This is a genomic window from Croceicoccus esteveae (assembly GCF_031846435.1).
GTDB classification, from domain to species: Bacteria; Pseudomonadota; Alphaproteobacteria; order Sphingomonadales; family Sphingomonadaceae; genus Croceicoccus; species Croceicoccus esteveae.
On the sequence record NZ_JAVRHS010000018.1, the window covers coordinates 1 to 26,525 of the forward strand.

The 26,525-nt window shown below is 60.2% G+C and carries 29 protein-coding genes and 1 pseudogene; 11 read left to right on the forward strand and 19 right to left on the reverse strand.

Annotation, left to right across the window (positions count from 1 at the left end; all coding sequences use genetic code 11):
- Positions 1 to 218: 218 nt before the first annotated feature.
- From RM533_RS13130 to RM533_RS13145, 4 genes are read left to right on the forward strand one after another with little or no spacing between them, the layout of a single operon-like run.
- Positions 219 to 473: a hypothetical protein gene (locus tag RM533_RS13130; protein WP_311341684.1), complete on the forward strand. Its 255-nt coding sequence runs from the start codon at positions 219 to 221 to the stop codon at positions 471 to 473.
- A complete protein-coding gene (locus RM533_RS13135; RefSeq protein WP_311341685.1) occupies positions 449 to 985 on the forward strand; it encodes an oxidoreductase in 537 nt (178 codons plus the stop codon). The genes RM533_RS13130 and RM533_RS13135 overlap by 25 nt, the downstream gene beginning before the upstream one ends.
- 8 nt (positions 986 to 993) lie before the next feature.
- Positions 994 to 1,236, forward strand: coding sequence for a hypothetical protein (locus RM533_RS13140; RefSeq protein ID WP_311341686.1), 243 nt, complete (start codon positions 994 to 996; stop codon positions 1,234 to 1,236).
- Positions 1,209 to 1,568 (forward strand): hypothetical protein, encoded by a 360-nt coding sequence (locus RM533_RS13145; RefSeq protein WP_311341687.1) that lies wholly within the window; start codon positions 1,209 to 1,211, stop codon positions 1,566 to 1,568. The genes RM533_RS13140 and RM533_RS13145 overlap by 28 nt, the downstream gene beginning before the upstream one ends.
- Here RM533_RS13145 and RM533_RS13735 read toward each other — a convergent pair.
- Entirely contained in the window at positions 1,450 to 1,704 is a 255-nt protein-coding gene (locus RM533_RS13735) for an RES domain-containing protein (protein ID WP_432265083.1), read from the reverse strand. The two genes, RM533_RS13145 and RM533_RS13735, sit on opposite strands and share 119 nt — an antisense overlap.
- Before the next feature lie 614 nt (positions 1,705 to 2,318).
- Positions 2,319 to 2,774, reverse strand: a complete 456-nt coding sequence (locus tag RM533_RS13150; RefSeq protein WP_311341688.1) for a DUF4126 domain-containing protein — start codon at positions 2,772 to 2,774, stop codon at positions 2,319 to 2,321.
- A gap of 142 nt (positions 2,775 to 2,916) precedes the next feature.
- Here RM533_RS13150 and RM533_RS13155 point away from each other — a divergent pair, with 142 nt between their 5' ends.
- The 4 genes from RM533_RS13155 to RM533_RS13170 are packed head-to-tail and all read left to right on the forward strand — an operon-like array spanning position 2,917 to position 6,970.
- Positions 2,917 to 3,165, forward strand: coding sequence for a hypothetical protein (locus tag RM533_RS13155; RefSeq protein WP_311341689.1), 249 nt, complete (start codon positions 2,917 to 2,919; stop codon positions 3,163 to 3,165).
- 10 nt (positions 3,166 to 3,175) lie between these two features.
- Positions 3,176 to 3,706, forward strand: a complete 531-nt coding sequence (locus RM533_RS13160; RefSeq protein WP_311341690.1) for a (2Fe-2S)-binding protein — start codon at positions 3,176 to 3,178, stop codon at positions 3,704 to 3,706.
- Positions 3,703 to 4,719 (forward strand): FAD binding domain-containing protein, encoded by a 1,017-nt coding sequence (locus tag RM533_RS13165; protein WP_311341691.1) that lies wholly within the window; start codon positions 3,703 to 3,705, stop codon positions 4,717 to 4,719. The genes RM533_RS13160 and RM533_RS13165 overlap by 4 nt, the downstream gene beginning before the upstream one ends.
- Before the next feature lie 13 nt (positions 4,720 to 4,732).
- Positions 4,733 to 6,970: a xanthine dehydrogenase family protein molybdopterin-binding subunit gene (locus tag RM533_RS13170; protein ID WP_311341692.1), complete on the forward strand. Its 2,238-nt coding sequence runs from the start codon at positions 4,733 to 4,735 to the stop codon at positions 6,968 to 6,970.
- A 254-nt stretch (positions 6,971 to 7,224) separates the two neighbouring features.
- Here RM533_RS13170 and RM533_RS13175 read toward each other — a convergent pair whose 3' ends face one another.
- Both RM533_RS13175 and RM533_RS13180 read right to left on the reverse strand, forming a co-directional pair.
- Complete coding sequence (locus tag RM533_RS13175; protein ID WP_311341693.1) at positions 7,225 to 7,449, reverse strand: hypothetical protein; 225 nt, start codon at positions 7,447 to 7,449, stop codon at positions 7,225 to 7,227.
- Between the two features lie 525 nt (positions 7,450 to 7,974).
- On the reverse strand, positions 7,975 to 8,286 hold the full coding sequence (locus tag RM533_RS13180; RefSeq protein WP_311341694.1) for a glycosyltransferase family protein: 312 nt from the start codon (positions 8,284 to 8,286) through the stop codon (positions 7,975 to 7,977).
- 479 nt (positions 8,287 to 8,765) lie between these two features.
- Here RM533_RS13180 and RM533_RS13185 point away from each other — a divergent pair, with 479 nt between their 5' ends.
- Entirely contained in the window at positions 8,766 to 9,395 is a 630-nt protein-coding gene (locus tag RM533_RS13185) for a TMEM175 family protein (protein ID WP_311341695.1), read from the forward strand.
- A gap of 36 nt (positions 9,396 to 9,431) precedes the next feature.
- Here RM533_RS13185 and RM533_RS13190 read toward each other — a convergent pair whose 3' ends face one another.
- The 5 genes from RM533_RS13190 to RM533_RS13205 all read right to left on the reverse strand — a co-directional run bounded on the left by RM533_RS13190 (position 9,432) and on the right by RM533_RS13205 (position 11,292).
- A complete protein-coding gene (locus RM533_RS13190) occupies positions 9,432 to 9,617 on the reverse strand; it encodes a glutathione S-transferase family protein (RefSeq protein ID WP_311341696.1) in 186 nt (61 codons plus the stop codon).
- A gap of 107 nt (positions 9,618 to 9,724) precedes the next feature.
- Complete coding sequence (locus RM533_RS13740) at positions 9,725 to 10,015, reverse strand: thioredoxin domain-containing protein (protein ID WP_432265084.1); 291 nt, start codon at positions 10,013 to 10,015, stop codon at positions 9,725 to 9,727.
- Positions 9,940 to 10,452, reverse strand: a complete 513-nt coding sequence (locus tag RM533_RS13195; RefSeq protein WP_311341697.1) for a hypothetical protein — start codon at positions 10,450 to 10,452, stop codon at positions 9,940 to 9,942. Before RM533_RS13195 ends, RM533_RS13740 begins: the two co-directional genes overlap by 76 nt.
- 108 nt (positions 10,453 to 10,560) lie before the next feature.
- On the reverse strand, positions 10,561 to 10,977 hold the full coding sequence (locus RM533_RS13200; RefSeq protein ID WP_311341698.1) for an FAD-dependent oxidoreductase: 417 nt from the start codon (positions 10,975 to 10,977) through the stop codon (positions 10,561 to 10,563).
- 117 nt (positions 10,978 to 11,094) lie between these two features.
- Positions 11,095 to 11,292: a hypothetical protein gene (locus tag RM533_RS13205; RefSeq protein WP_311341710.1), complete on the reverse strand. Its 198-nt coding sequence runs from the start codon at positions 11,290 to 11,292 to the stop codon at positions 11,095 to 11,097.
- 2 nt (positions 11,293 to 11,294) lie between these two features.
- Here RM533_RS13205 and RM533_RS13210 point away from each other — a divergent pair.
- Positions 11,295 to 12,438: pseudogene (locus RM533_RS13210) on the forward strand (transposase); the annotation flags it as partial.
- Between the two features lie 85 nt (positions 12,439 to 12,523).
- On the opposite strand, the gene RM533_RS13215 reads toward RM533_RS13210, so the two are convergent.
- The 10 genes from RM533_RS13215 to RM533_RS13260 form a co-directional block, all read right to left on the reverse strand.
- Positions 12,524 to 14,866, reverse strand: a complete 2,343-nt coding sequence (locus RM533_RS13215) for a membrane-bound PQQ-dependent dehydrogenase, glucose/quinate/shikimate family (protein ID WP_311341699.1) — start codon at positions 14,864 to 14,866, stop codon at positions 12,524 to 12,526.
- A gap of 64 nt (positions 14,867 to 14,930) precedes the next feature.
- Positions 14,931 to 17,348 carry a TonB-dependent receptor gene (locus RM533_RS13220; RefSeq protein ID WP_311341700.1) on the reverse strand — a complete coding sequence of 806 codons (2,418 nt, stop codon included), beginning with the start codon at positions 17,346 to 17,348 and terminating at the stop codon, positions 14,931 to 14,933.
- Between the two features lie 103 nt (positions 17,349 to 17,451).
- Entirely contained in the window at positions 17,452 to 18,432 is a 981-nt protein-coding gene (locus RM533_RS13225; RefSeq protein ID WP_311341701.1) for a transketolase family protein, read from the reverse strand.
- On the reverse strand, positions 18,429 to 19,307 hold the full coding sequence (locus tag RM533_RS13230) for a transketolase (protein ID WP_311341702.1): 879 nt from the start codon (positions 19,305 to 19,307) through the stop codon (positions 18,429 to 18,431). Before RM533_RS13230 ends, RM533_RS13225 begins: the two co-directional genes overlap by 4 nt.
- Before the next feature lie 51 nt (positions 19,308 to 19,358).
- Positions 19,359 to 20,387, reverse strand: a complete 1,029-nt coding sequence (locus RM533_RS13235) for an alcohol dehydrogenase catalytic domain-containing protein (RefSeq protein WP_311341703.1) — start codon at positions 20,385 to 20,387, stop codon at positions 19,359 to 19,361.
- A 4-nt stretch (positions 20,388 to 20,391) separates the two neighbouring features.
- Positions 20,392 to 21,165: an SDR family NAD(P)-dependent oxidoreductase gene (locus RM533_RS13240; protein WP_311341704.1), complete on the reverse strand. Its 774-nt coding sequence runs from the start codon at positions 21,163 to 21,165 to the stop codon at positions 20,392 to 20,394.
- Positions 21,162 to 21,986, reverse strand: a complete 825-nt coding sequence (locus RM533_RS13245) for an SDR family NAD(P)-dependent oxidoreductase (RefSeq protein ID WP_311341705.1) — start codon at positions 21,984 to 21,986, stop codon at positions 21,162 to 21,164. Before RM533_RS13245 ends, RM533_RS13240 begins: the two co-directional genes overlap by 4 nt.
- 51 nt (positions 21,987 to 22,037) lie before the next feature.
- The gene (locus tag RM533_RS13250; RefSeq protein WP_311341706.1) at positions 22,038 to 23,219 is read right to left on the reverse strand and encodes a DUF1214 domain-containing protein; all 1,182 of its coding nucleotides are present in this window, start codon (positions 23,217 to 23,219) and stop codon (positions 22,038 to 22,040) included.
- A gap of 4 nt (positions 23,220 to 23,223) precedes the next feature.
- Positions 23,224 to 24,480: a sulfotransferase family protein gene (locus tag RM533_RS13255; RefSeq protein WP_311341707.1), complete on the reverse strand. Its 1,257-nt coding sequence runs from the start codon at positions 24,478 to 24,480 to the stop codon at positions 23,224 to 23,226.
- 19 nt (positions 24,481 to 24,499) lie between these two features.
- Positions 24,500 to 25,567, reverse strand: coding sequence for an alkene reductase (locus RM533_RS13260; RefSeq protein WP_311341708.1), 1,068 nt, complete (start codon positions 25,565 to 25,567; stop codon positions 24,500 to 24,502).
- 232 nt (positions 25,568 to 25,799) lie between these two features.
- Between RM533_RS13260 and RM533_RS13265 the strand changes: the two genes are divergently transcribed.
- Positions 25,800 to 26,414 carry a TetR/AcrR family transcriptional regulator gene (locus RM533_RS13265; RefSeq protein WP_311341709.1) on the forward strand — a complete coding sequence of 205 codons (615 nt, stop codon included), beginning with the start codon at positions 25,800 to 25,802 and terminating at the stop codon, positions 26,412 to 26,414.
- The last annotated feature ends 111 nt before the right edge of the window (positions 26,415 to 26,525 follow it).

Here is a 26,525-nt window from a genome sequence, read left to right on the forward strand (position 1 = left end):
ATCCACGCGCTGGCAGGTTCCACGCACTGGCAGGATCCACGCACTGGTCGATGTTCGGGGTCTGCCGATCCAGATGCACCTGTCCGAAAGGCAGGCGAGCGAATGCAAGCAAGCCGATCCCCTGCTCGGCGCCGTGCATGGCCACGTTTCCACGCCGTTCCTATCGCGCAATCCTGCGCTTCCCAACCGCATTGTGATGTCGCCAATGGGATACGCCTTTGAATGTCGGACGGCCGCATCGTGACTATGGTGCCTATTTGCGCCGCCGGATTGAAGGGGGAGTGACGCTTGCCATCACCGGCGCGGCGGCATTGGGGCATGATCTTACCGATCTTGACAGCAGCGGTTCAATTTTCTCGGGCGACGACGCATCGGCCGGATGGTGCGAAATTTTTAAGGAAGTGCATGCGGCCGGCGGTAAGCTCATCCTCCAATATGGAACACCGGAATGGAGCGGGACATCAATGCGTTAGGCAACGCACCGGCTATCTGCCCCTCCGGTTACGCAATTGCCGATCTTGTGGCCGGCCGCGATCGCGTCGGCCGCACGATGACCGCGACGGACATGGACGCGGTGGAAGCCACCTTTGCCCGTAGCGCCGCCTTGGCTTGCAAGCACGGCTTCGATGGCGTGGAAATTCATGCCAGTCACGACATCCTGCTGGACCAGTTCCTGTGGTCCGCGACCAACCGCTGCCGAGATGATTATGGCGGCCCGCCGGAAAACCGTGCCCGGATTCCCGCGCGTGTCATCGCCGTGTGCCGGGCCGCCACACAACCCGACTTCCCGATCCTGGCGCACGTTTCGCAATTCAAGATCGGTGCCTATGATGCACGGATTGCCGATACTGCGGAAGACCTGAGCGCACTCATGCAGCCGTTGGCGACGGCGGGTGCGGACATCCTGCATGGTTCGCCGCACGAGGCTTGGACCCCTGCCTGCGATGGCAGTGGGCGCAATCTCGCGGCTGAACGAAGGTGCTGACCGGGTTGTTGACGATCGCGGTCGGCTCGATCGGTCTGGCGGACCTGTTCACCGAAGAACAAGCGACGGCGCGCGAGACGACATTACCGGGCGTGTCGCCTGAACATCTCAAAAGCATTGCGGCGCAGATTGACAAGGGAGACTTCGACCTGATCGCTGTAGGCCGATCGTTGCTGGCGGATGCGAACTGGGCTGCGAAACTGCGTGATGAAAAGAGCGCGAGTTGGAAGCACTTGACCGCGCCGCGCTAACCACCCGGCGCCAGGGGAGGAGCAGCCTTGCAAACGAAGCTCTTTGCAGCGGCGATAGACCCACGTTGCCGAGGGAAAAATCGTTTGTCCCACCAGACGGAAATCTCCAGCCCGGTCCATATGTCAGCGAAATCGGCATGTTCGGTGTTGCAGACGACATTGTGTTCCATGCGGGCAACGATGCTGGGTACGCCAGCATGGCCGAGCGCGTCCTCATATCACCACTGGCCAGCTCTGCGTGCGACATCGCCGCCGCGATTGGTGCAGCACGCCGGAATGATGCACCAGCTTTTCGAGCATGGCCGTCGAACAATGGCACGATGCGTGAATAATGCCGGTACCCGCGCGGTGCCACTGTCCTTCGCTGCGCCGGGCTCCGCGATCGTTCCGGATCGGGAAATCTCCAGCACGCCATGGTTCATTCAGCGAAGCTGGCGTCGGCCCGGCGCAGCAGATTAACCACCGCATCGGCGCCCGCGAAACTCGCTTTGGCAAGACCAAAGGGGACCGCCCGTCCAGCAAGGGATGGTGCGCGACAGGAACTCGCGTGCCGCATTGGCATCTCCGCCGTAGCTCCGCTATGCGGCAACGACGACGCGGCTGACTTCATACAGCCGTTCGCTCAATTCACGCGACCGGCTTCTGCGCGCCTCGTGATTGCGACGAAGAATGGCTTTGGGGATGATCCCGCCAATGACATTGCCCTAGCCCAGCAAGTCGATCGGGCCTGCAGCCGCCTTGGGCATGAGCCCGTCGGCCACCCGACCGGCTCGCGCGATATCATCCATGTCGACCGCGTCCTTCATGCCAAGCAATGCGGCGATCCCGCCTGGCTGCGATCAGGTGCCCGTTACGTCAGTGCCAGATAAGCCATTGATTGCCAGAGCCATGATGCTGCCCAATTTTACACCGCCAGATGACGAATGTATATCGTTCCAATGAAGATCATGCAGCTATGCGCAGGCCAATCAGGCTTATGGAGGTCATGCATGATCGCTGCTGATGCAGCGGAGGAGCTTGGTTACGAGCGGAATACGAGACGGTCGGCAACCCTGCCGTTGGAGGCGAGGCGTTTTCTTCCCTTAATCTACGACTTTGGAATTGGCGATCAAATTGGCGGCAGCGAAGACGATTGCGTCCTCGGCAAAGCCGGTCGCCGTCTGGCCCCAGCGCCGCATTGCACGTTTGCGCGCCGCCAGCCCGATGTGGGATGATGCGATCGCCGTGCCGATGCCGACTGCCGCACCGGCCAATTGGCGCCTCGGCGGTGCGAGCGTGGCGCCGGCAAAGCCGCTGGTGATGGTGCGCGCGAGCAGGCCCAGGAACACCGTGCGGTCGGGCGCAGTCTTCATCTTGTCGCCCGCCATTTCCAGCGCCGCCATCGCCACCCCGCCTGCTGCGATCAGCGGGACCGCCATCAACCGGGCCTCGCCATTATCGTAAGGCAAGGTGCCGCGGCGGGCCGCTCCGGCAAGGGCGGCAAGCGGTGTCATCGCGCGTTGTCCGGCAACTAAACCCATCAGCATCGAACGTATCATGATTACTCCTTCGCTCCAATTTTCCCTAACAGCCGACAAGCAGAATTGATCCGGGAAACGGGCATCACCAGCGCCGCCCGCGGCTGGGGCGGTTTGCAACGCGTGGCTGCGCTGCCTGTGGCCGGAACTCTTGAGCGGGCGCATGGGTTCTAACAACATCGATACAACGGAGTTACCGGTGAAATTGCGACTGCCCGATAGCTTTTCGACACGCGGCAAGCACGTGGAAGTCCCGGAATGGCTGCGGCCTGCGGCCTTTGCCGCAGGAGGTATTGTGCTTGCGGGTGCGGCGGCGTGGCTTGTCAAACGACGGTTGAACGATGCGAAGCGTCTGGAGCCGGTCCGTCGTCCTCCATATCAAGCGGTGTCGACCCGCAGCCATGCAGCATGAGGATCGAATGATGCCGAACACAGCGGTCACCGGTGCAGGCGAGCAGGATGGCAGGTGCATTCCCATCCATCTGACGATCAATGGCGTGGCGCATCATCTTTCTGTCGCGCCATGGACTTCGCTGCTTGATCTGCTGCGTGAGAAGCTGGACCTGACAGGCACCAAGAAGGGATGCGATCACGGTCAATGCGGGGCATGCACTGTCCTTGTCGACGGGTGCCGCATGAACAGTTGCCTGGTGCTTGCCGTGACAAGGGACGGCGCGGATGTGACCACGGTGGAGGGGCTGGGAACGGTCGACGATCTTCACCCGATGCAGCAGGCGTTCGTCGATCATGACGCATTTCAATGCGGCTATTGCACCTCGGGGCAGATCGTGTCGGCAGTGGGGCTGGTGGCGGAAGGGCGCACCGGGTCACGTGCGCAGATCCGCGAATTGATGAGCGGCAATCTGTGCCGTTGCGGCGCATACCCCAACATCGTCGATGCCATCGTCGAAGTGGCCGCCGGCGCCAGAGAGGGCGGGGAGCCCATGCAATGATCCGGTTCGATTACACGCGCGCCGGCACAGTCCAGGAAGCCGTGAACGCTCTGGCCGCAGACCCGCAGGCACAGGTGATCGCCGGTGGTACAAACCTCATCGATCTGATGAAGTACAATGTCGCAACGCCGACCTTGCTCGTCGATATCGGCAAGCTGCCGCTTCGTTCGATCGAGGCAACTGACGCGGGCGGGCTGCGGATTGGTGCGTTGGTTACCAATGCCGCTCTGGCTTATGATGAGCGGATCGAGGCTGAATATCCCCTCCTGTCGAGCGCAATTCTTGCGGGGGCAACGGGCCAGTTGCGCAATGCCGCCACGACCGGCGGTAATCTGCTGCAACGCACCCGGTGCTATTATTTCTACGACACGGGCACGCCGTGCAACAAGCGCGAGCCGGGCACCGGCTGTCCCGCGATCGGGGGCGTCAACCGTATCCATGCAATAATGGGGGCGAGCGACACGTGTATCGCCACTCATCCGTCGGACATGTGCGTCGCCATGGCCGCGCTCGAAGCCGAGATCATTGTCGAAGGACCGGGCGGGGAGCGGCGCATTCCGTTTGCTCGTTTCCACCGCCTGCCGGGGGATGAACCGTGGAAGGACACGACGCTGGCTTCAGACGAACTGATCGTTGCCGTCGAACTGCCGCCGCGCGGGTTTGCCCGTCATCATACCTATCTCAAGTTGCGCGATCGCCTTTCCTACGCGTTCGCGCTGGTGTCGGTCGCCGTGGGGCTGGAGATGAATGGCGATACAATAACCGCCGCGCGCCTCGCCTTGGGAGGAGTGGCGCATAAGCCGTGGCGACTCCCGGAAGCCGAAGCGGCGCTGACCGGCGGCCCGGCGACAGATGACCGTTTCGTGCATGCCGCCGATCTGCTGCTGAACGGCGCTGTCGGCCATGAACACAACCGTTTCAAGATCGATCTTGCCCGCCGTGCGATCGTGCGCGCCTTGGGGCAAGCGGCGGCGGGCACGCCACAGTCGCAGATCGACAAGCAGATCCGCTAAGGAAAACCGCATCATGCCCACCACCGCACCCAAGATCATCGGATATCAGCAGAACCGGGTGGATGGTCCGATGAAAGTGACGGGCGGCGCCCGATATGCCGCCGAATTCACGCCTTCGGACTTACATCATGGTTATGTCGTCTGTTCGCCGGTGGCGCGCGGCACGATCAGGCATATCGACGCGACCGCCGCCATGGCCTTTCCGGGCGTCGTGGAGGTTTTCACGCATGAAAACCGGCCCGACACCGCATGGATGGACCGCAATTATCAGGATCAGGTAGCGCCGCCCGGTCATCCGTTCCGCCCGCTTTACGATGACCGGGTGCTGTACAGCGGCCAGCCAATCGCGCTCGTCATCGCCGACAGTTTTGAAGCCGCACGCGATGCTGCCGCGCTGGTGCGGATCGAGATCAAGGTGGCCGACCACCAGACCGACATCATGGCTGCGCAGGCCCGCGCCTACGTGCCGCCAAAGGGACGCTTCGGGATTTCCGGTCCGCCTTCGTCGCGCGGCGACTTTGGTGTCGCGTTTGCCGGCGCGCCGGTGCGGATCGACGCCGATTATCGCGTGGCTGTCGAGCATCACAACCCCATGGAACCGCACGCCACCACGGTGGAATGGATGGGCGACGGGGCGATCACCGTTCATGACAAGATCCAGGGTGTCATGAACAGCCAGAAATACGTGACGGGCGTCTTTGGCATGAAGGCGAAGGACGTTCATGTCGTCACCCCCTTTGTCGGTGGCGGCTTCGGGTCGGGGCTGCGTCCGCAATATCAGCTGTTCCTTGCCGTCATGGCCGCGACCGCGCTGAAACGATCCGTACGCGTCGTCTTGACCCGCGACCAGATGTGGACCCATGTTCATCGGCCACACACGTTGCAGACGGTGAAACTGGGTGCGACAACCGATGGGCGGCTTACAGCGCTCAGCCACGAGGCGATCGCGGGGACGTCCACGTTCGAGGATCATCAGGAGGTGGTCGTCAACTGGTCAGGCATGCTCTACCATTGTCCCAACGCCGAATTTTCGTACCGGCTGGCGCAGCTCGATACCTACACCCCTTCGGATATGCGTGCACCGGGTGCTGCGCTTGGCCTGTTCGCGCTTGAATCGGCAATGGACGAGCTTGCCCAAGCGGTGAACATCGACCCGGTCGAATTGCGGCTGCGCAATTATTCGGAGAAAGACGAAAACCGGAACAAGCGATTTTCATCCAAGGCGTTGCGCGCCTGCTACGAACAGGGTGGGCAGGCATTCGAATGGAGCCGCCGTTCGCCCGAACCGCGCAGCGTGCGTGACGGACGCGAACTGGTGGGGATGGGCATGGCGACAGGGGTGTGGGAGGCACGCACCACCATCCTGTCCGCACGTGCGACGCTCCGATCCGATGGCACGCTGAACGTCGCGACCGCGTCGGCGGATATCGGTACGGGCACTTACACCATCCTGGCGCAGATTGCCGCCGAAACCATGGGTCTCGACATCGGGCAGGTGTCGGCAAATCTGGGTGACAGCGATTACCCTGCCTCGCCGGTGGAGGGCGGGTCGTGGACCGCGGCGTCGGCGGGTAACGCCGTGCGCATGGCGTGCGAAGCGGTACGCTCCGACCTCTTGAGCCATGCGCGCACGCTGGCTGGATCACCGCTGAACGATGCAAGCGAGGAGGATGTGATCTTTGCCAACGGCCGCATCATGCTCAAGACCGATCATGAGCGGTCCGTGACCTACGCCGACGTGTTGAAAGGTCACGGCCTCGACCGGCTGGAGGCGGAAAAGACCAATTTGCCTCATTTTCTCGCCAAGCTGCGTTATGTCGGCTACACCCATTCTGCGGTCTTTGCGGAAGTGCGGGTTGACGAACAATTGGGTCAGGTGCGTGTCACCCGGCTCGTGATCGCTGCTGCTGCGGGGCGGATCCTAAACCCGCAGACCGCGCGCAGCCAGATCATGGGCGCGGCCGTCATGGCAATTGGCAAGACGCTGGAGGAGGAGACGTTTACCGACCATCGGTTCGGCCGGTTCATGAACCACAATCTTGCGGAATACCACATCCCGGTCAATGCGGACGTGGACCGTATTGATGTCATCTTCGTGGATGAGGAGGACGACGCGCTGTCTTCCATGGATGTGAAGGGTTTGGGTGAACTCGGCATCGTCGGGACCGGTGCGGCGATCGCCAATGCCATTTTCAACGCCACCGGGCGGCGTATCCGGGATCTGCCGATCACTCTCGACAAACTGCTTTAGCCGTCAGGATATTTGCTCGCATGCTGCCGTACCGGCAACACGCAGGACGCGAATTCAACATGGGATAGCATTCACGTGGCTTTTCCCAGCCCCGGTCGCGTTTTTGCGACAGCGTCCCTCAAGGCTCGTGAAAAGCCGCATCCTGCAAAAATCGGGGGAGCGCCGAATGTGCAGCGGATAGCGTCTCCGTCGCCGAACAATCCTGCGCGAAGCGTTCGGCCCAGTCGCAGTAGCGGCGACCAGCGTCGGGGTCGTCAGGCGGCGCATCCGTCAGCCTTGAATGGAACGCCAGACGTGGAACCTGCAGGATCCTGCGCATCAAAGCAGGAAGCGGGAGGCGGGAGGACGTTGAACGTATCATCGACGTGCAATGCACCGTTCGATGAATGAAAGACCAACAGCGATCCTGCATGCACATTCTCATCGTCCGAAATGTAGTCGATCCCGTCGGGTAGGGAAAAGGCCAGTTCGCCGAACACGCAGCAACCGCCTCAGCTTCAACCATCTTTGTTGCCAAAGCGACTTCGGGGGCTCCGCACGTGGCGCGATGATCCGTAGAATGTGGCGGATGGCAAACACGAGCCATCTGCGTGCAATGCACCTTGTGAAACGGGTGCACATGCAGGACCGTGTCAACCGCCGATCCATCATCGGTCAAAGCCATCACCTGCGCGCGCAGGTCGCCTGTCAAGCTATAGCTGTCGAGGAATACGAAGCGTCCGCTCGCGAGCCTGACCAACGAGCATCGCGGGCGGATATTGAGGATGCCCGCGATCCGGAAATCTCCGCAGACGTTTCAGAAATCCTTGCTGACGGGATGAATTCTTCAGCCATGGTGCTTCTCCAAAAAGAGGCGATCGCAAGTCGGCGCTTGGTGCCAAGGGTCACATGGTTCCGCACCGATCCGATGGATATCCTGCCGCGCCAGTTTCGTGAAACATTGCCTGTTGCGGTCGGCTCACGGGTGCACTGCGACGCGATCGATCCGAGTGATCCAATGCCGGTCATCCCAGGATGCGGCGATATGGCGAGCCATGATCATCCGCTACCCGATCTACGCTGAACCGGTTCACCACCCGCCGACGTATGGCCGCGCGGTTGAGGTTGCCGGCACAGTAGATGGCCGCGGTCACCCGTGCGGGTGTTTCGACGAGAAATTCCGTCGTGCCATCATCGATCAGTTCAGCGATGGAGCCGCGCCGGGTGGTAGTGATCCGCGTTCGCGATGCCTTCGCCTCGATGAATGACGATCCGAACGGTTCATTGAAATAGATGAGGTGAAGGAGGCGCGGGCTGATCCCGGCACCCGCAGCCATCGTTCGCGACCGACGGCTTCGTCAAAGTGCACCTTCATACCGTCGACCGCCGGCTCGACGTATCGTCGATGATAATCCTGCATGGCTTCTCTCGCGCGCTTGTCAGGATGGATCCAGCCAAAGAACAGCAGATCGGGACCGCCCGCCGCATCGAACCGGAACTGTTTGACCGGGAGTCCGTGGCCAGCATCGCGATCTTCATCGGAAGATGACTCCCTAATCATCACGCAGCATTCCCGGTCCCGGGCTCGGCACAAGGTGGAGCAACGCACCGTCTCATCTCGTGGACCCGCAACATCATGCGCCGTCCTGCTGACGGAATGTGCAGGCGTTCGGTTTCGTACCGGTCGCTAAAAGGCGAAGCCTTGCGTGCTGATCAATCCTGCTTCTGCCTTGTGCGGGCGTCGGATAACTGATCCAGCTTGCCATCGTCCAGCCAATCGCCTTCAGGTCCAGCGCACAGGCGAAAGGATTATGACGTGATCAGGCACGGAATTGGCAAGGGGCGGATCGAGGCATTCAGCGACGGTGTGATCGCGATCATCATCACGATCATGGTGCTGGATCTGAAGGCACCGGCGGGGTCGAGCTTCGCCGATCTCGTGACCGTCATCCCGGGGCTTTTGACCTACATCCTCAGCTTCGTCTACGTCGGCATCTACTGGAACAACCATCATCATCTGTTCCAGGCAGCGGACGGCGCGACCGGCCCGATCATGCTGGCCAATCTGCACCTTCTGTTCTGGTTATCGCTCATCCCCTTTGTGACAGGATGGATGGGCACGACGCCAGACGATGTGGCGCCAGTTGCGAGCTATGGCGTGATCCTGCTGATGAATGCATGCGCATACCGGTTGCTGGCCGCCATGCTCGCCCGCCATGAAGGGGCGGGATCACAATTGGCGCAGGCCATCGGCGATGATCGCAAAGGCAAGCTGTCCATTGCGCTTTATGCCGTGGGGGTGACGGCGTCGTTCTTTTTGACCGAACTGGGTCTGGCGGTTTATGTCGCCGTGGCCTTGATCTGGCTGGTCCCCGACCGTCGGGTCGAACGCGTCCTTGCCAGCAATGATGCAGCCGCCGGTCCGGATCAGCAGACGGAGGATTAACGGCCCGCCTCCTCGCCGCTTCGCCGCTTTGCCGCCCTATTCGTTCCAGCGGGTCAGCACGCAAAGGATCGTGTCGGCAAGGGAACGCTTGCCCAGACACCATTCGCCGCCGGTTTCGGCCAGGATGCCGTCCATCCACCTATATTGCTCGTCGGGCTTTTTGTAGGTCTTGCGCTTGCCATCTTCCTTCGCCTGTGTGCCTTGTCGTTCCGAAATGACCATCGATAAGTCGCGTGCACTTCCGACATCACGTTGGAAAGCGCCTCGGCTCCCTTGCGGCCTAGAACGGTCTCGCGTGCGTAGCCATTCTTGCCAAAAGTGGCGCCCAGCTATGACAGGATAGCCGTCCCTTCGGCGAGCACATCGCCATCATCGAAGCGGATGGCCGGAACCTGACCCTTGGGATTGATGGACAGATACTCATCCTTTTTGTGGTGTATGATGCCGTCATCTCCTGTTCCATTCTGTATCGTTCGCAGGGCAGGGCCATCGCAAAACCCGACGCTAGACCACGACTGGAAAGCATCACCGCACAGATTTGCGATTATCGCGCTCTCTGGCAGGACCGCTGTTCCCGGTTTCGTAACGGCGGTGCCCGCGTTCCGCCATTGGCTGGCCATTTTCCGGCGGCGGTATCGTTCGGGCCGGAGTAGCTGAGCAGCCCCAGCTGGCGCGCTGCGCGGGCGGCGGGATCGAGCAGCCTGCCGATCAGGAGCTCGCGGCTGCGCGAGACGGTGACGCGTTCCAGCTGCTGCATGAGAAAGCACAGCGCGTCCATGCGATCGGCTCCCAGCGCTTGCGCCAGAAACTTGCCCATGAAGGGCGCCATCCCGTTTACCCGTGCAATGAAATACATAAGCCCGAACACGCCGGGAAAATTCCGGTCACCCAGGGCGACCCATCCGGTCCAGTAATGCATGCGCCGAATGTCGACGTCGCGGTTTTGTGGGCAAACCTTGCGGATCCATTTCAGATGCTCCGCGAAATGCCACTGCGCATCTGCCCATCGTCTTGGCGTGGGAATGCTGGACAGGATCAGGCATCCGTGACGATCCATCCTCCAACGGGCTGAGATCGACAGGCGTTTCGGCCAATGACATGCCTCCCGGCATGATGCTGTGCATGAGTTATCCGGACAATGGCTGTGTCGCCGCGCCATGGGCGGTCAGCGGAGCGCCTGTGCACGCGTGCCCGTCATCGCGTTCAGATAACCCCGTTGCGTCGCTTCACAATCAATGGCGTTTTCGCGCGCGAGTGCGATTGGCAAGCCCCGGTGTTCGCGAAAGGCGGCAAAGAACGCCTTGCGGCGGGAGGCGCCCCATCCCGGCTGACGGGATTCCAGCACGACGCTGCTTAAGCCGCCTTGCGCCAGATGGAGGACGAGCAACCCGCCGGCAAGACCGGCGCAGATGGTGACGACTTCGGTGTCGAGGCTTTCCTTCAGCCGAGATATGTCGGGGCGACGGCTCGGGCGCGGCCCATCCGCTGAGCTCGACGGAAACGCTGCCAACCCTGAACAGATGGCGATCGGGCGCGACAGGCGTGAATCGTGGTCCGTGGCTCGGCAGGAAATAACCGCCATCCAGCCGGTACAGGCAGTCGGTGCCCAGCGGCGCGAATGCGCCGATCAGTCCGACGATCAACGTGTTGAAGCCTAGGATGGTGGCAAAGGAGTTCTGCCCGACGACGCGAGCAAGGATCATCGGTCCTGCCTGTGCCGCCATCCCGCTCGCAAAGCCACAGGATCACGAACCATTGCCGCAACCATCAGCGATTTCGAAGCGGCGTAACCTGCCGCTGCCTGCCTCAGCGCGGCAGATCGAATGCCGAGCAGCACGATCGGCTGTGCCCCGAACCTGTTTGCGCTCCAACCGGCAAGAAGGTTGGTGACATTCATGTGCCACTCGACGCACTTTTTTGGCCAAGGACAAGATCCGTATCGTGCTAGATAAGCCGCGCCTTGACGACAGCATCGCTGAGCTGCGCCGCAAAAAAGGCATTATCCAGAGCCTGTATTACACCTGATCGGAAGCGAAGCTGACCAAGGGCCAACGAGCTCATGGAAGCCGGGAAGCATCGCCTCGCTGGCGACACTGCCCGTGCGGCGGCGACAGCCGAGGTGAAGGATCTGCCGAGGATCTCGCAATCTCAAGGGGTGCTTGGCCGATCTGACCCTGCAGAACAGTCTTCTCAAGAAAAGCATGCTGGCGGCTGGGGGAGGCCAGGAATGAGGTCTCCTGCATCCGAGAAGCTCGAGATCATCAAGCTGGTGCTGGGGCAGTAAGAGATGAGCCCACGCAAGTTGGCTGCTCGGATCACGGATGAGGGTCACTACTTCGTGTTGCAAGCAATGGTCTACGCTTGTTGAAGGCCCGTGACCTGACCACTAGTTCAGCCTGTGTAGTGGTAAATGCGGCCGATTGCTTCCATACCCATACGACCCGGGTGAACGATATTTGGCAGACCGACTTTACCTGCTTCAGGATCATCGGCTGGGGCTGGATGTATCTGTCGATCGTGCTCGAAGATTACGCGCGCTGCATCATCGGCCGGGAGTCGACACAGGCGTAGCTCAACCTGTGCAGCACGATGCAGGCCGAAGACGTCACCGACACGCTCGACCTGGCCCTTGCAGCATCAGGCTGCGACCAGGCTCACATCCGGCATAAGCCCCGGCTGCTCAGCGAAAACGGGCCGAGCTACATCGCGGGTGAACTGGCCGATGGCATCGCAGGGCGAGCCATGAGCCACGTGCGCGGCGCGCCGTTCCACCCCCACACCCAGGGCAAGATCGAGCGCTGGCACGAGAAATCAAGAACTGCAGGCTGGTCGAAAATCACTTTGTGCCCGGTGACCTGGAGGCGCAGATCGAAGCCTTGGTCGACTGTTACAACCACCACCGCTACCACGAGCGCCTCAACAATGTGACGCCCGCCGACGCCTACTTCGACCGCGCCGCAGCCATCATGAAACGGCGCGACAGGATCAAACAAAAAAAATCATCGAACATCGGCGCTTGCAGCACCGCAAGCCGGCCTCCTGAGATTGCCCAAGAACCTGCGGGCTACGCTCCGCTAATGCAAATCGCTATTTGTGCCAATTGTGCTGCCGAAGGACGGGCGAAGTTCTCACTCGGGCAAGCTATAGGCAACCACATGATCCCCGATCGTCGTATCCATGAACTGATGCCCTCCTGCAGCAATCACGACGTATTGCTTGCCACTTTGCGGCGATACATAGCTCATGGGTAGCGCCTGCCCCCCGGCGGGCAGGCGGCCTTTCCAAAGCTCCTTGCCGCTCGTCAGATCGAAGGCGCGAAGATAATTGTCGAGTGTCGCGCCGATGAACACGACGCCGCTTCTGGTTACCATCGCGCCGCCCTGATTGAAAACGCCTGGGACGGAAATTCGCAACGGAGCATGGTCGGCCGTCGTTCCGAGGGGACGCTGCCACAGAACTTTTCGTGACTTCAGATCAATTGCCGTCAGCCTGCCCCAAGGTGGTGCGTTGCACGGCAGGCCGAGCGGCGACTGGAACGGACGCTCTGTTCGAACTGCGTAGGGCGTACCGAGCATGGGCGAAATGGCGGCACGGCCGTCCAGCACGATCTGATCGGTCGCAGGGGCCTGATCTCGCGGAATGAGCTTCAGTGTCATTGCCATGTAGGATGTCGGCACGACCAGGATCTGCCGTTCAGTGTCGATGGCCACACTGCCCCAATTCATGATGCCGTTGTTGCCGGGAAAGATGAGGCTGTTGTCTAATGATGGAGGAGTGAACCGACCGGAATAGCGAAGCTGCCGGAAGGAGATACGACACCACAACTGGTCAAGCGGCGTCGCGCCCCACATGTCCTGCTCCCGCAGCGCAGGAGGCACAAGGCTTGGCAGCGCGCGCGACACCGGCTGCGTTGCAGAATAGCGTTCGCCCGGAACGTTGCCTCGCGGCACCGGTCGCTCTTCGACTGGCAGGAGTGGCTGACCTGTTCGTCGGTCTAGCAGGAAGATCTCGCCCTGTTTGGTGGCTTGGATCAGGGCGGGAACCTGGTTTTCACCAATTGTCAGATCCGCCAGCACCGGTTGGGATCCGACGTCATAATCCCAAAGATCATGATGGACCGTCTGAAACGCCCACTGCATCTTGCCAGAGGTAGCGTTCAAAGCGACAACCGAACTGCCATAACGCTCCATTTCGGGGCTGCGCTGCCCGCCAAAATAGTCTGGCGAGGGATTGCCCGTGGGCACGTAGACGAGGCCCAGTTTCTCATCGGCGCTGAACAAGCTCCACGCATTGGGAGAGCCGCGCATATGCGTCTCGCCACGGCCAAGCGGAGCGTTCGGATCCTTCCTGCCGGCATCCCAGCTCCACAATGGCCTGCCGTCGATGACGTTGAACGCGCGAACGACGCCGGACGGTGCGTCGGATGCCATGTTGTCGAGCACAAAGCCGCCCACGATCGCGGCATCGCCAACGATTGCGGGCGGAGAGGTGTTGAAGTGAAAGCCTGGCTCGATGGAGCCCATGCCGTCTCGAAGGGAAATCTGGCCATTGCGGCCAAAATTTCGACAACGCCGTCCGGTCTGGGCGTTGACGGCAATCATCCGGCCGTCGACCGTGGCCACGAGCAGCCGGCCGGGGCAATCCGCGCCTGAGGATGGCGCCGACTGATGGTAGGCGAGGCCGCGGCAGGTCATCGTGTAAACGCCGGTATCGTCGATCTTCGGATCGTGGCGCCAGCGCTCTTCGCCCGTGTCCGCATCCAGAGCAATGATGATGTCGCGCGGCGTGCAGATGAAGAGTGTGTTTCCAACCTGCAGCGGAGTTGCTTCGAACATCTGCGGAGCCCGGCTGTTCGGATAGTTTTCCGGGAGGTCACCGGTACGAAAGGTCCAGGCGATTTTCAGGTCCGACACATTGGCAGGTGTAATCTGTGTCGCCGGCGAGAACCGGGTGCCCGCTTTGTCACCAGCATAGTCGACCCAATCTGGTGTCGCTTCGGCCGGATAAGTTCCCCGGCTGTCCGCCGTGCTGTGGGTTGGCTGCAGAGCGATGAACGAAACCGCAGCGAGCAGAACTATGCCGCCGGCGGCAACAGCGATGGAAGACGTCCGCAGACGGCGTGGTGCTTTGGCAAACTCTTGCTCGCTGCCTTCAAAGCTGTGGCGGAACCAGGGCGTCACTATGTAAAAGAGGATGACGAGCGGCCCACCTACGCGGGGGAGCAGCTGCCAGAAATCGATCCCCACCTCCCACAACGCCCATAGCACAGTGCCGGCTGCAACAGCCGTATATACCCAGACGCCGGCGACCCGGTTGTGTATGATGAGGGCCCCCGACACCACGCAGCCCAGGCCAGCGGCAAGATAGTAGAACGATCCGCCAAGCGCGATCAACCACCCGCCCGCCACTGCGAGGATCAGTCCGATCAGCACCAGCAATGCACCGACTGCCCATCTGTGAAATCGCTTCATGATGTTGGCCCCGTTCGCTTGTCCACAAAAGCACAATTTGCGTGTTGGCGGAATGTCTCCGGGATCAGTAATGAAGTCTCACATCAATGCCAAAGCTGCGTGGCTCGGCGAAATAGGCACCTCCAAAACCCAACCCGCCAAAATCAATTCCGTAAATGATGCTGTCATTGTCAGCGAGGTTTTCACCCCACAGGGAAACATCGGCCGTGGTTCGGTCTCCTACTGCAATGTCGGACAATGTGAGCCGTGCCGAAAGAGTCCCATGACCAGGCGAGGCTACCTCTTTGTTGAAGATGTTTATCCGGTCCAGTGGGTGGAAGATGATTTCACTGCGGTATGAATAGTTCATCTGCGCCAGGAGCTCGCCAAACTCGAACGGCGCGAACGCATATTGCGCACCTGCAGTCCAGTTCCACTTGTTCACATTGGCAAAGCGGGCTTCATCCGCCACGTTAATGACCACATCGGTGACGGGATCACGAAACAGGAACTCCTTGTACTTCGGGTCCGTATAACCGAACGAGGCATTCAGCGTCAGGCGTTCCACCGGTACTGCGGTTGCCTCGAACTCGATTCCCTGAATGCGCGCTCGGCCGGCGTTGAGGACCAGCGCGACTGATCCACTGCTGCCCGAGGAAAACTGGTTGATCTGCAGATCGTCATAATTGGTGCGGTAAACCGAAAGGTTGGTGCGCAGGCGACGATCGAACCAGTCAGCCTTGATACCGGCCTCGTAGGCAATCACCTTCTCCGAATCGAACCCGTTCAGGGTAGCTGCGCGAGGATTGAACCCCCCGCTCTTGTAACCGGACGCAGCGCGGACATAGGCCATCAGATCGTCGGTAAAGTCGTAGTTGGCTGATGCCAGCCACGACAGGTTCTTGAACTTGCGACGACCTTCAACGTCCGGGGTACCATCGCCATCCGTGTCCAGGAAGAGGGTCTTCTTGTCCCAGGTATAACGAAGCCCGCCGGTCAGCTCCAGTTTCTCCTCGAGCGTCGAAGGGCGCCAGCTTACCTGACCGAAGAGAGCTGTCGATTTGGCGGTACCGCCGAACAGCGAGAGAGGAAACGCATTGATGCCGATCAGATCCAGCCCCGGGTTCAGCGCCTGAATGGCGCCTACGAACTCCGGCTGAAAGCCGACGTTTCCAAGATCCGCGACAGGTGTGATGATGGTCAGGAACTGCTGGTTGCGCTCGCTTGCTTTCTCGTCAAAATAATAAGCGCCCAAGATGTAGCTGAAGTCATCGATGTTTCCTGTTGCTTGAAGCTCCTGCGAATACTGGCGTTGGTCCTGGGGCGCATTGTTGCCCTGGTAGGTCGTCACCCGCTGAACAGAAGTTAACGTGGGCGACGAGGGGTCAAAGACGATGCCGCGCAGATTTCCGTTGCCGCTGAGCCCCAGGATCGTGTCCTGATTGAATTCGCGATACGCACTGATCGACTTCAGATTCAGGAAATCTCCGACTTCATAGTCAAGCGTCAACGCATGACCTAACGCCTTCACTCGCGAATCCCAGCGAAACTCGCCCTTTCTATCGGTAAAGCCTTCCTGGAGACCATCGCGCAGCCGCTCGCGGCTGAAGATCAGCGGATCGCCACCCAGCGATTCCGAGCGGCCGAGATAGGTGGCGACATTCGGAGTCGCGGCGACCAGCTGGAAGTAAGGTGACTGACCTTCGCGTTTGTTCCAGTCGAAGCTGTAATCCATGCTGAATGCGTCGGAAATATCGCCGCGCACCCGGATCCACACGGCGTCGGTGTTCAACCCGTAAGGATCCTTGTCGGTCAGCTTGTTGTCGACCCAACCACCAGATTCCCGATGCTGGTAGGAAACAGTGGCCTTGAACGGCGTGCCGGCAATATACCCCGTGTTGAGCGTACCTTTGGCGTACCAGGTATCAAAGCTGCCGTAACCGACTTTGGCATCAACCCCGAGTTCGTCTGTCGGTCTGCGCGAAATGAGCTGGATGGCACCCCCGATCGTGTTGCGCCCAAAGAGCGTGCCCTGGGGCCCGCGCAGCACCTCGATCCGCTCGAGATCGACAAGATCGAGGATTGCGCCTGCCGTGCGCGCGATGTAAACACCGTCAAGGTACATGCCGACGCCAGGCTCCGCGACGGCGGATGGCTCGATCTGGCCGATGCCGCGGATCAGGATCGACGCCGATGTAAGGCTCGACGGTTGCTTTGAGATGACAAGGTTGGGCGTAAACTGCGCTATCTTGTCAACCTGCTGGATGTTCTGGTTTTCAAGAAAGCTTTCTGAAAACGCGGTGATGGAAACAGGGGTATCCTGCAGGTTCTCAGCCGTCTTTCTGGCTGTGACGATGATTTCCTCGACACCGCCACTTTGTACCGGGGTAGGATCTCTGCCTTGCTCGTTGGGCGGTGTGGGCTGAACCGTATTATCCTGTGCCCAGGCCGGAACAGCGGTAAAAATCGTCGCTGATGTTATCAGCAAGGCGGACTGGACCAATTTCCCCATGATCTTCTCTCCCTTTTCAATTATGCCGTACTGCGACGATTTCTGGACATGCCCTGTCAGACAAGAAGCAGGTCTGCTTCACGTTCAAAAATAATCAGCGAATGATCAATTGTGCCTTTGATGCAATTGCTTCTGCGGTCAGGTTGTACCGGGCGAACAGTTGATCCGGCACCGCAACCGCAAGATCACCATCCGGGAGACCGATTGCGTGCATGGGCCGCGCCACGCCGCCGCGACCCAACGCTTCGGCAACCAGCGACGCAAGCCCGCAGGTGACATTGTGCTCCTCTACGACAAGCACGTTGTGCGCAGCGAGCGCCAGGCGGCAGATACCGTGCTGGTCGAAGGGCTTGAGGTAGGGTGCATCGACGACCTGTGCAGACATTCCCTGTTCTTCCAATATTGCCGCCGCGGCGATGCACAAGGATGTGCCAAGGCCCGTGCCGATCAGGAGGATGTCACTGCCGTCCCGGATCGTTTGAAGACCACCACGATCGAAATCGGGTGAGGCATCATAGACCGCACGCGCCGCGCCGCTGGGGGCACGGATGTAGGTCGGCATGCCACCTGTAATCGCGTCACGCATCAACGTCCGCATGGCATGATCGTCGGCGGCGGACATGATGGTGAGATAAGGCGTTCCCCTCAACATGGAGATGTCTTCGAGCCCATGATGGCTGGCGCCGAAATAGCCCATGTCGAGCCCGCCCCATGCGGCAATCAACGTCACGGGAAGCCGGTTGATGGCAATGTCGGTACGGATCTGTTCCAGGCACTTGGGTGCCATGAAGGCGCCAATGCCGAAAACCACCGGGCGAAAGCCTGACGCGGCAAGACCCGCCGCGATCGAAACCGCGTTGTTTTCGGCAATGCCTGTATCGATGTAGCGGTCGGGAAAGGCATCGATGAAGGAGGTGGTTGCAGGGCCACGGCCGACATCAGGTGCAATGAGGACGATGTCGTCGCGTTCCTGCGCCAATTCGATCAGCGTCTGGCCGATTACGGCTCCATCCTCGACCTCCGCTGCGCTGGTGAAGGAGAACGGGTCGACCATGTCGATGGAATCGTTGCTCATCCGATGCGGCTCCTGATTTCCTGTTCGGCTTGCTGCCGGTCGGACGATCCCATGAAGCCCAAATGCCATTCGCGTGGCGCGGCTTCCATATAGGAGACGCCTTTGCCTTTCTGCGTTCGGGCCACGATCACCGTGGGGACAGTGCTGTCAGCGTCCGGGATCTCGTCCATCGCCTGAACGATCTGGGTGACGTCATGCCCGTCAATTTCCACCGCACGCCAGCCAAATGCCTCGAAGCGGCCCGCAATGGGTTCTATGTTCATGACTTCGGATGTGGGGCCGTCAGCCGAGCTCCCGTTTGCGTCAACAATCGCCACAAGATTGCCGAGCTTGAAATGCGAGGCGGACATCGCCGCTTCCCAGACCTGACCTTCGTGCAACTCGCCATCGCCCAGCAACACGAATGTCCGGTCGCTGCCGCTGCGAAACCGCGACGCAAGGCACATGCCCACACCGACTGACAGATTGTGGCCAAGCGACCCGGAACTGAAGTCTACGCCGGGCACCTCGCGCATGATCGGGTGATCGGTCAGTGGCGAATCGATCCTGCCAAAATTCTCCAGCCACCCTGACGGGAAGTATCCAAGGTCCGCCAGCACCGGCCACAGGCCCACACCGACGTGCCCCTTGCCCAGCAGAAACTTGTCGCGATCGGGCCACTGCGGGTTCTTGGGATCGATCCGCAGAGTATGGTAGTAAAGGACGGCAAGCAGTTCTGCTGCGCTGAACGTGCTTGAATAATGGCCGAGACCGGCACCGGCGATCTGCCTGATCGTTTCGAGGCGGATCCACTCCGCGCGCCAGCGAAGCCCTTCCATGGAGCAGGGCTTCTGGTCGCTGTTGGAGGCCAGTTCTGGTGGTGGTGTTTGGGACATGACGCCTCTTGAACCTGATGGCCGATCATCATGATCAGCCAAGTGACGGGATCAGCCAAGTGATGGGTCGATGAGCACCTTGCATTGCCCGGATGGCGTGCGTAACGCCTCGAACATCGTGGGCAGTTGCGCAAAGCCGATGGTGCTGGTGTGCAAGGGCGTGACCTGAGCCTCACCACGGGCCACCAGATCGATCACCTTCGCAAAATCATCTTCGGTGTAGCACTGGGTGAACTGCAGGCTCACTTCCTTGCTCAGCCCGACCAGCGGCATGATGCGATCCTCGCTCAGGCAAACACCGGCGACCACGACACGTCCACGCACCCCTGCGAGCCGGATTGCCTCCTGCAGCAGACCCGGCACCCCGACACACTCGAACACGATCTGGGGAGAGCGACCCGCGAGCGTGCCAAAGCGCTGCGCGACATCCTCGGTCCCCGGATCGATGACCGCTGTTGCGCCAAGTTCCAGCGCAAGAGCGCGTCGCTCGGCGGAGTGTTCGCTGACGATCACTGGTCCCGCTCCCGCTAGGCGGGCAAACAGTGTCACGGCCGCGCCAATTGGACCGGCGCCGATTACCAGCACTGCCTCGCCCTTGGCGATGTGCGCCAGTTCCACGGTATGATGTGCAACCGCCAGCGGCTCGATCATGCCGCCTTCATCGATGGAGACGCCGCTTGGAATCCGCTGGAGCATGTTCTCCCGCACCGCAATGAACTCCGCATAAGCGCCCTGCCATTGCAAGGTGGTGCCGGCAAATTGGATTGCGCTGCAAAGTGCCGGCAATTGCATGTTGCAGGCATCGCATTCGTGGCAGGCGTGGATGGGAAGTGCCGTGACCCGGTCACCGATACGCCAGTGGCTGCTGACCCCCTCGCCAAGCGCCACGATTTTGCCAGCAAACTCGTGGCCAAGGACAGTTCCTGGCGGAACCATGCCATGGCGCGTGACGTGCAGGTCAGAGCCGCAGATACCGGCCCGCTCGACGGCGACGATAACGTCGCCAGCGCCAGGAGTTGGGTCGGCGACGCGCTCGACGACAAGCGGTGTACCGGTTTCCTTGAAAATTGCTGCTTGCATTGGTTTACTCGATCTCTGCGCTGATGCAGCCGACGCGGGCACACAGGCCACCATCGACAGGGAGCACGGCACCGTTGACATAGCTGCTGTCTCGGGATGCCAGGAACATTGCGGCGGCGGCGATTTCCTCCGGTGCTCCGCAACGCGCGTAAGCTTCGATCTCGGAGCGGGTCCTCTTCCCTGCCTCGGTCGCCTCGAACCAGGCCAGCAAGGGCTCGGTCGCTGCGTTGGGCAGGATGCAGTTGACCCTAACCCCTCCCTTGAAATTCTCGACTGCTGCCGTTTGGGTCAGGTTGATGACACCGGCCTTGGCAGCGCCATACGCACCCAGGCCCGGAGCGCCTCCCAATCCTGCGGCCGAGCCGACATTGATGATCGAGCCGCTTTTCTGCGCGCGCATCGGGCGCAGCGCGGCCCGGAGCCCGTAAAAGGTCGAGGAGAGATTGCCGTTCAGCACGTCGCTCCACGCCTGATCGTCAAGTTCGCCAAGCAAGCCGGGGGTCGTGAAGCCCACGTTGTTGACCATTACGTCAAGTCTTCCGAACCGCCTTACCGCGGCTTCGACGAGAGCCTCTACCTCTGCGGATCGGGTCACGTCACAACGCCAGGGGATCGCCAGTTCGCCAAGATCGGCTGCCACTGCCTGCGCCTTGTCCTCCACGATATCGCAGACGACGACCCGCGCACCTTCGGCAACGAACCGGCGCGCGATCGCCTCCCCGATGCCGCCAGCACCGCCCGCGCCGGTGACAATACAGATCTGATCATGAAGCTTCATGGCATGTAAACGCCGCCGCTCACCGAAATGAGCTGACCGGTGATGTAGCTGGAGAGGTCAGATGCAAGGAACATGGTCAGGTAAGCCATGTCTTCGGGGCGTCCGAGCCGCTTGATCGGCAGACTGCTCATGTTGAAGAGGCTGCCGTCCTCCAGCGCCTGCTGCATCCCTTCAGGAGTTCCCATCTCGAGACGGTTCCAGAAGCTGCCCGCGGCAATCTCCTCGTTCTTGTGCGGCACGATCCAGCCCGGCGCGATGTTGTTCACCCGCACGCCTTTGGGTCCCCATTCGTAAGCGAGAAGCTTGCTGAAACTGTTCACGAAACCTTTGACTGCGCCGTAATGAACGATGTTCTGCGCCGCCTCGCCAAGCAGGGAAGAATTTGACGAAATATTGATCACGCTGCCTGTGCCTCGCGACAGCATGTCCTTGGCAACGGCTTGCGTGCAGTTCACTACACCATCGATATTCAACGCGATTTCCCAGCGACGGGTTTCCTCATCCAGTTCATCGAACGGGCAGGTCTTGCCCACACCGCCAGCATTGTTGACAAGTACGTCCACCAGGCCGAACCGTTCGTGTGCGATGTCCAGCATCGCGTCCACGCTCGCTCTGTCCGTCACATCCGTCGCGACGGGCAGGATGCTGCCTGCAAGACCGTCACTCTTGGCGCGCTGCGCAAGTTTTTCACCTGTATCGACATCGCGCGAGGCGGAGACGACGTTTGCGCCTTCGCGTGCGAACTCCATGACAAGCCCGTGACCGATACCGCCACTCCCGCCGGTTATGACGACCGTTTTGCCTGCAAGCCCCAGATCCATTTCATGCCTTCCTTTGCAAATGAGTTTCAGCCTTGAGCCGGATGCCTGCGCCTACCATTTGAACCTTCGGACAACGCCGCGGCGACGCTCCTCCAGCTGTTCGCGACGTTCCTGCGGCGTAATCCGCTTCACCTTTGCCGGCAGGTGGTCGAGCAAGGTCGCTCGTTTGACCTGCTCGCATTCGGGCACAGGATAATTGTCCGCCATCATCCAGCGATACGTTACGTAACCTTCGCTGTGGCCGGACGGATCGAGCCAGTTCGGTACGCCCGGATCATCATGGCTGACCACGACGATCAGTTCACCATCGTCCTCAAGCGTGGCATGGTGGCAGTTCGTGCTGCAGAGGCGATATCGGTAATCCATGGTTTCCCACCAGTAATTACCGAACTCCACCGCCCAGTAATGGGCTTTGGGAGGTGTTACCCGTATGATCAGCGCCTCGTCGGCCGGCAGCATCCAGTAAGCGATGAGCGGTTCGCCACCAGGCGTTGCATCAATCTTGTTATTGTCCAGCTGTCGGTATGACAGGAAGCGATTGGGCTGTGCTTTCCACTTCTCGATCATGTCGGCCCAGTAGGTTACCGACCACTGCAGCCAGTGAGCGGCCTTCCCAAAGCCGTCGATCACTGTTTCAGGGGCAAGCTGCGGCGGCGCTCCATCGCCGGAAAGGCGGTCGATCCGCGCCTCCATCGGAGCCTCGCCCTCCCAATCGGCGAAGAACTGCCGAAAAGTTACCCGGAAAGTGTCGGGCGTCGTCTTGATCCAGTTGCCGGGCTGCGGGTCGGGACTGAGATAAAGCTCGAAGTTTCCGTCTTCATCAGTCTCGATTTCGTCACCAAACAACGACCCGGCAACTCCACCGCCCCACGGGGTATCGCCCTTCTCGACGACGGTAACTCCGAAATAACGCGACTGGCCGCGCGTTCCACTCACGCGATACGTGTCCGTGCCGTTGATCGGCGCGCCCACATAAAGTGCGTCTGTGTTGTCGCCACCTTGCTTGCGCAGCGGGTCGAAGTAACGCAGAAGTTCCGGGTGCTGCGGATCGTCATTTTCCATCTCGAACTGCAACGCGAGTGCGATATTGCGGGACAACAGCCGGAAACCTGCCGCCCGATCGACCGGGTTGCTCGCCGCCGTTTTCCTCAAGGCGATGTCGCCTGCTTCCTTCAGCTCGTCGCAAAACCGGTCCCACGCTGCCTTGAGATCCTGTTCATATTGTTCAGGCATGGGCTCACTCCTCGCTTGGGACATCGAATTGACTTTGGTATCGCGCGAACAATTGCCGCGTGCTGTCCTCGCGATCGACCGCGTAATGATGCGAGCCGAACTTTCCCTTCGGCTTCTGCTCCAGATAGTGGTTGACCGCAGCGCGTGTCTCGGCAGTGAAGCGGAACTGCATTTTTGCGTAAAGGGCTTCCAGCGCCTCGACCGGCTCCTGCATGAGGTCGGCGTAACGTGAATGGCTGATCTGCCCGGCGGGAATGTCGTTGCCGTCGATCCAGTCAATCATCTGGTCCAGTCGCGCCGCCGTTCCTTCGGGCGTCAGCAATTCCTCGAACGCTGCGGCATCGAAAGGCTTGTCGCTGCGCATCCAGTAGATCGTTCCCATCAGATTGGTGACCGAACCCTGTGCCTTGACGGGATCGCGATGCGTGATGACCACCCGCGCATCCGGAAATACCTTGAACAGGACCGGCAGAAAGGACTGGTGCTCAGGAGCTTTGAGGAGCCAGTGCCCGCGAGGATTTTTCCACTGCAGAAGTTTCAGCAGCCGTTTGTAGTAGCGGTAAGCAGGCTCCTGATCAGCGGCAAACAGCCAGTTGGTATAGGTCGGAACCTGGAAGGTTGCAGCGAGGTGCTGGGAGCGGAAGCTCAACCGGAAGGCAACGCCGCACTCGTTTGGTATCCAGGCGCCCATCTCATGCATCGCCTGGTAGGTAGGGGCAACCCGACCCATTTGCGTGATCAAGTCGTGGGCGCGGGGCACACGTGGATCGTTGCAATAGGTTTCCGCTTCGGGGGGAGGGCAGGGCAGCACGAACTCCCAGTTGGCGGGTGCCAGGAACTGCTGATCCTGCGCCAGCAGCTCGAACAGGATTGAAGTTCCCGACCGCGGCAGCCCGGTGACGAACACCGGCTGATCGATCTCTTCATCCTCGATTTCGGGATGGGCTTTGTATTCCGCCTCGATCCTGAGGCGGGTTTCAAGGAACATCACCAGTTCCTGACGGGTCCACAAACGCCCGAACAGGTTGAGATCCGCCTCCTCTTCGATTGCTTTCACGAGAATATGGAACGGTTCGCGCCAGTCATCCGGGCCGAAATCATTAAAACCAGTCTGACGAATAGCCGTTTCGATAAGTTCGTCCGCCTGCAAGGGAGCGACAGCCTTGCCGTTCCAGGCTTTCGATTCATCAAGAAATGTCTTTAGCCAGTCCGGCCGGGGCGGCGGCGCCCAATCTGTCGATGGTTGTTCCTGAGAAGTCATGGAAGGATGCTCAACTTTCTTAATTGACTGCCACCAGCGCCGGGTAGTCGACGTAACCTTCGGGCCCGGGAGTGTAGAGCGTCGCCGGATCAAAACTGGCCAAGGCTGCTCCATTCCTGAACCGTTCGACGAGATCGGGATTGCCGATGAAAGGCCGCCCAAAGGAGACTGCATCGGCGACCCCTCCCGAAATCAGTTCCTCGGCTTTTTTCCGGCTCAAGCTTTCGTTCAGCACCGTACGTCCTCGCCAGTTGTGCTTGAGGAGGTTGAGGCTGGACACTTGCGGGCTGGGAACATCAATGAGGTGGACATAGGCAAGATCGAGCGGTGACACTGCGCGAAGCAGCGCACCGTAGGTTTCCGCAGGATCCTCATCCCAAATATCGTTGAACGGATTGCCGGGGCAGATCCGGAAACCAACACGACCCGCGCCGATCGCGGCGGCCATGGCCTCCAGTGACTCGACCACAAACCTGATCCGGTTGCTGCTGCTGCCTCCATAGCCGTCAGTGCGATGATTGGACCCGCTCGACAGGAATTGCGCCGGCAGATAGCCGCTTGTACAATGCAGTTCCACCCCGTCGAACCCGGCTGCAACGGCATTGCGCGCAGCATCGGCGAACTCGCGAATGACGCGCGGGATGTCTCTGGTTTCAAGGGCGACCGGTTCGTCGAACGGCATCATTCCCTGCTCGGTCATGATCTCCCCGCGGGCGCGAATCGCGGATGGCGCAACCGTCTGCGCAGCGGGATCCTTGTTAAGCCCGCTTGCGATCCGCCCGCAGTGCATGATCTGAAGGAAGATGCGCCCCCCTTCTGCGTGAACCGCGTCGGTCACGTCGCGCCATCCGGAGATCTGATCCGCGCTGTGGATGCCAGGGGTTCTCAGATATCCCTTGCCCTCGGCTGAGGGCTGCGTTCCCTCCGTGATGATCAGGCCGGCCGATGCGCGCTGGCGATAATAGTCAGCCATCAGCGAGGTCGGCACGTCACCGGGTCCGGCCCGGCTTCTGGTCATGGGAGCCATGATTATGCGATTGGCAAGCGCCGTATCGCCAAGGTTCACCGGATCAAAAAGCGTTGTCATGCTCGTGCCGCTCCTCCCACTATTCAGTAGGCTAACCCGCAATGAACTTACTCGCAAGTAACTTTTTAACGTTGTCGAAAGTTTTTGGTAATCGGTGGCCGAGGTTCAGCCAACCCCGGAAGCGAGGCGGTCTTGTGCCCGAAACTCAGTCTGGCTACTGACTTTCCGGTAAGTTGGACACAGCCGTATGGATCACTTCCACGCACGGTCCCCAGATGAGGGCAAATTGACGTTGGAAATATCAAAGCTGAGCAAGGGCGAGCAGACACGGCAGAGGATTGTGGAAATCGCTGAACGTGAATTTGCCGAATTGGGTTACGAGGCAGCCCGGCTTGAAAGCATCGGCAAAGCCATCGGCATCAAGCGGGCGGCGATATTCTATTACTTCCGCAGCAAGGAAGAGCTGTTCTCGGCTGTGTTTGCCGATGTTCACGAGAGTCTCGTCAGCCTTACGGAGTTGCGCCTCGATGGGGTTGACGATCCATGGGAGCGGCTGACGCTGCTCATCGATTGCTGGGTTGATTTTCTGGTTGCACGGCCGACGGCAGCGCGGCTTATCCTGCGTAACTGTGCCAATGCCGCGCATCCGTCCGGCTATTCTCCTGAGTTTTCACGAAACGCACTGCAATTGCTGCGTGAGATTATCAGCGATGGAGATGCAGCCGGACGTTTCGCATCCGGGGTGTCGATGCATCTGGTTAACCTGTTGAGTGGCAGCATTCTTCATTACGTTTGCAATCCCGAGCAACTGGGCAGCGAAAGGCCCTACCGACCTGATGATCCGGCGGAAGTCAGTGCGTTCAAGATGATCTTGCGAAAAACCGCCCGGGTCATCCTGGCGTTATAGGCACATTTCTACGCCGGCGAGATGACAGAGGCCTGCTTCTAAAAAAGGCTGTGATCCCGGATTTGTCCTGCAACAAGAATACGCTGATCAGAGCCATCAAGGCCACGGTAG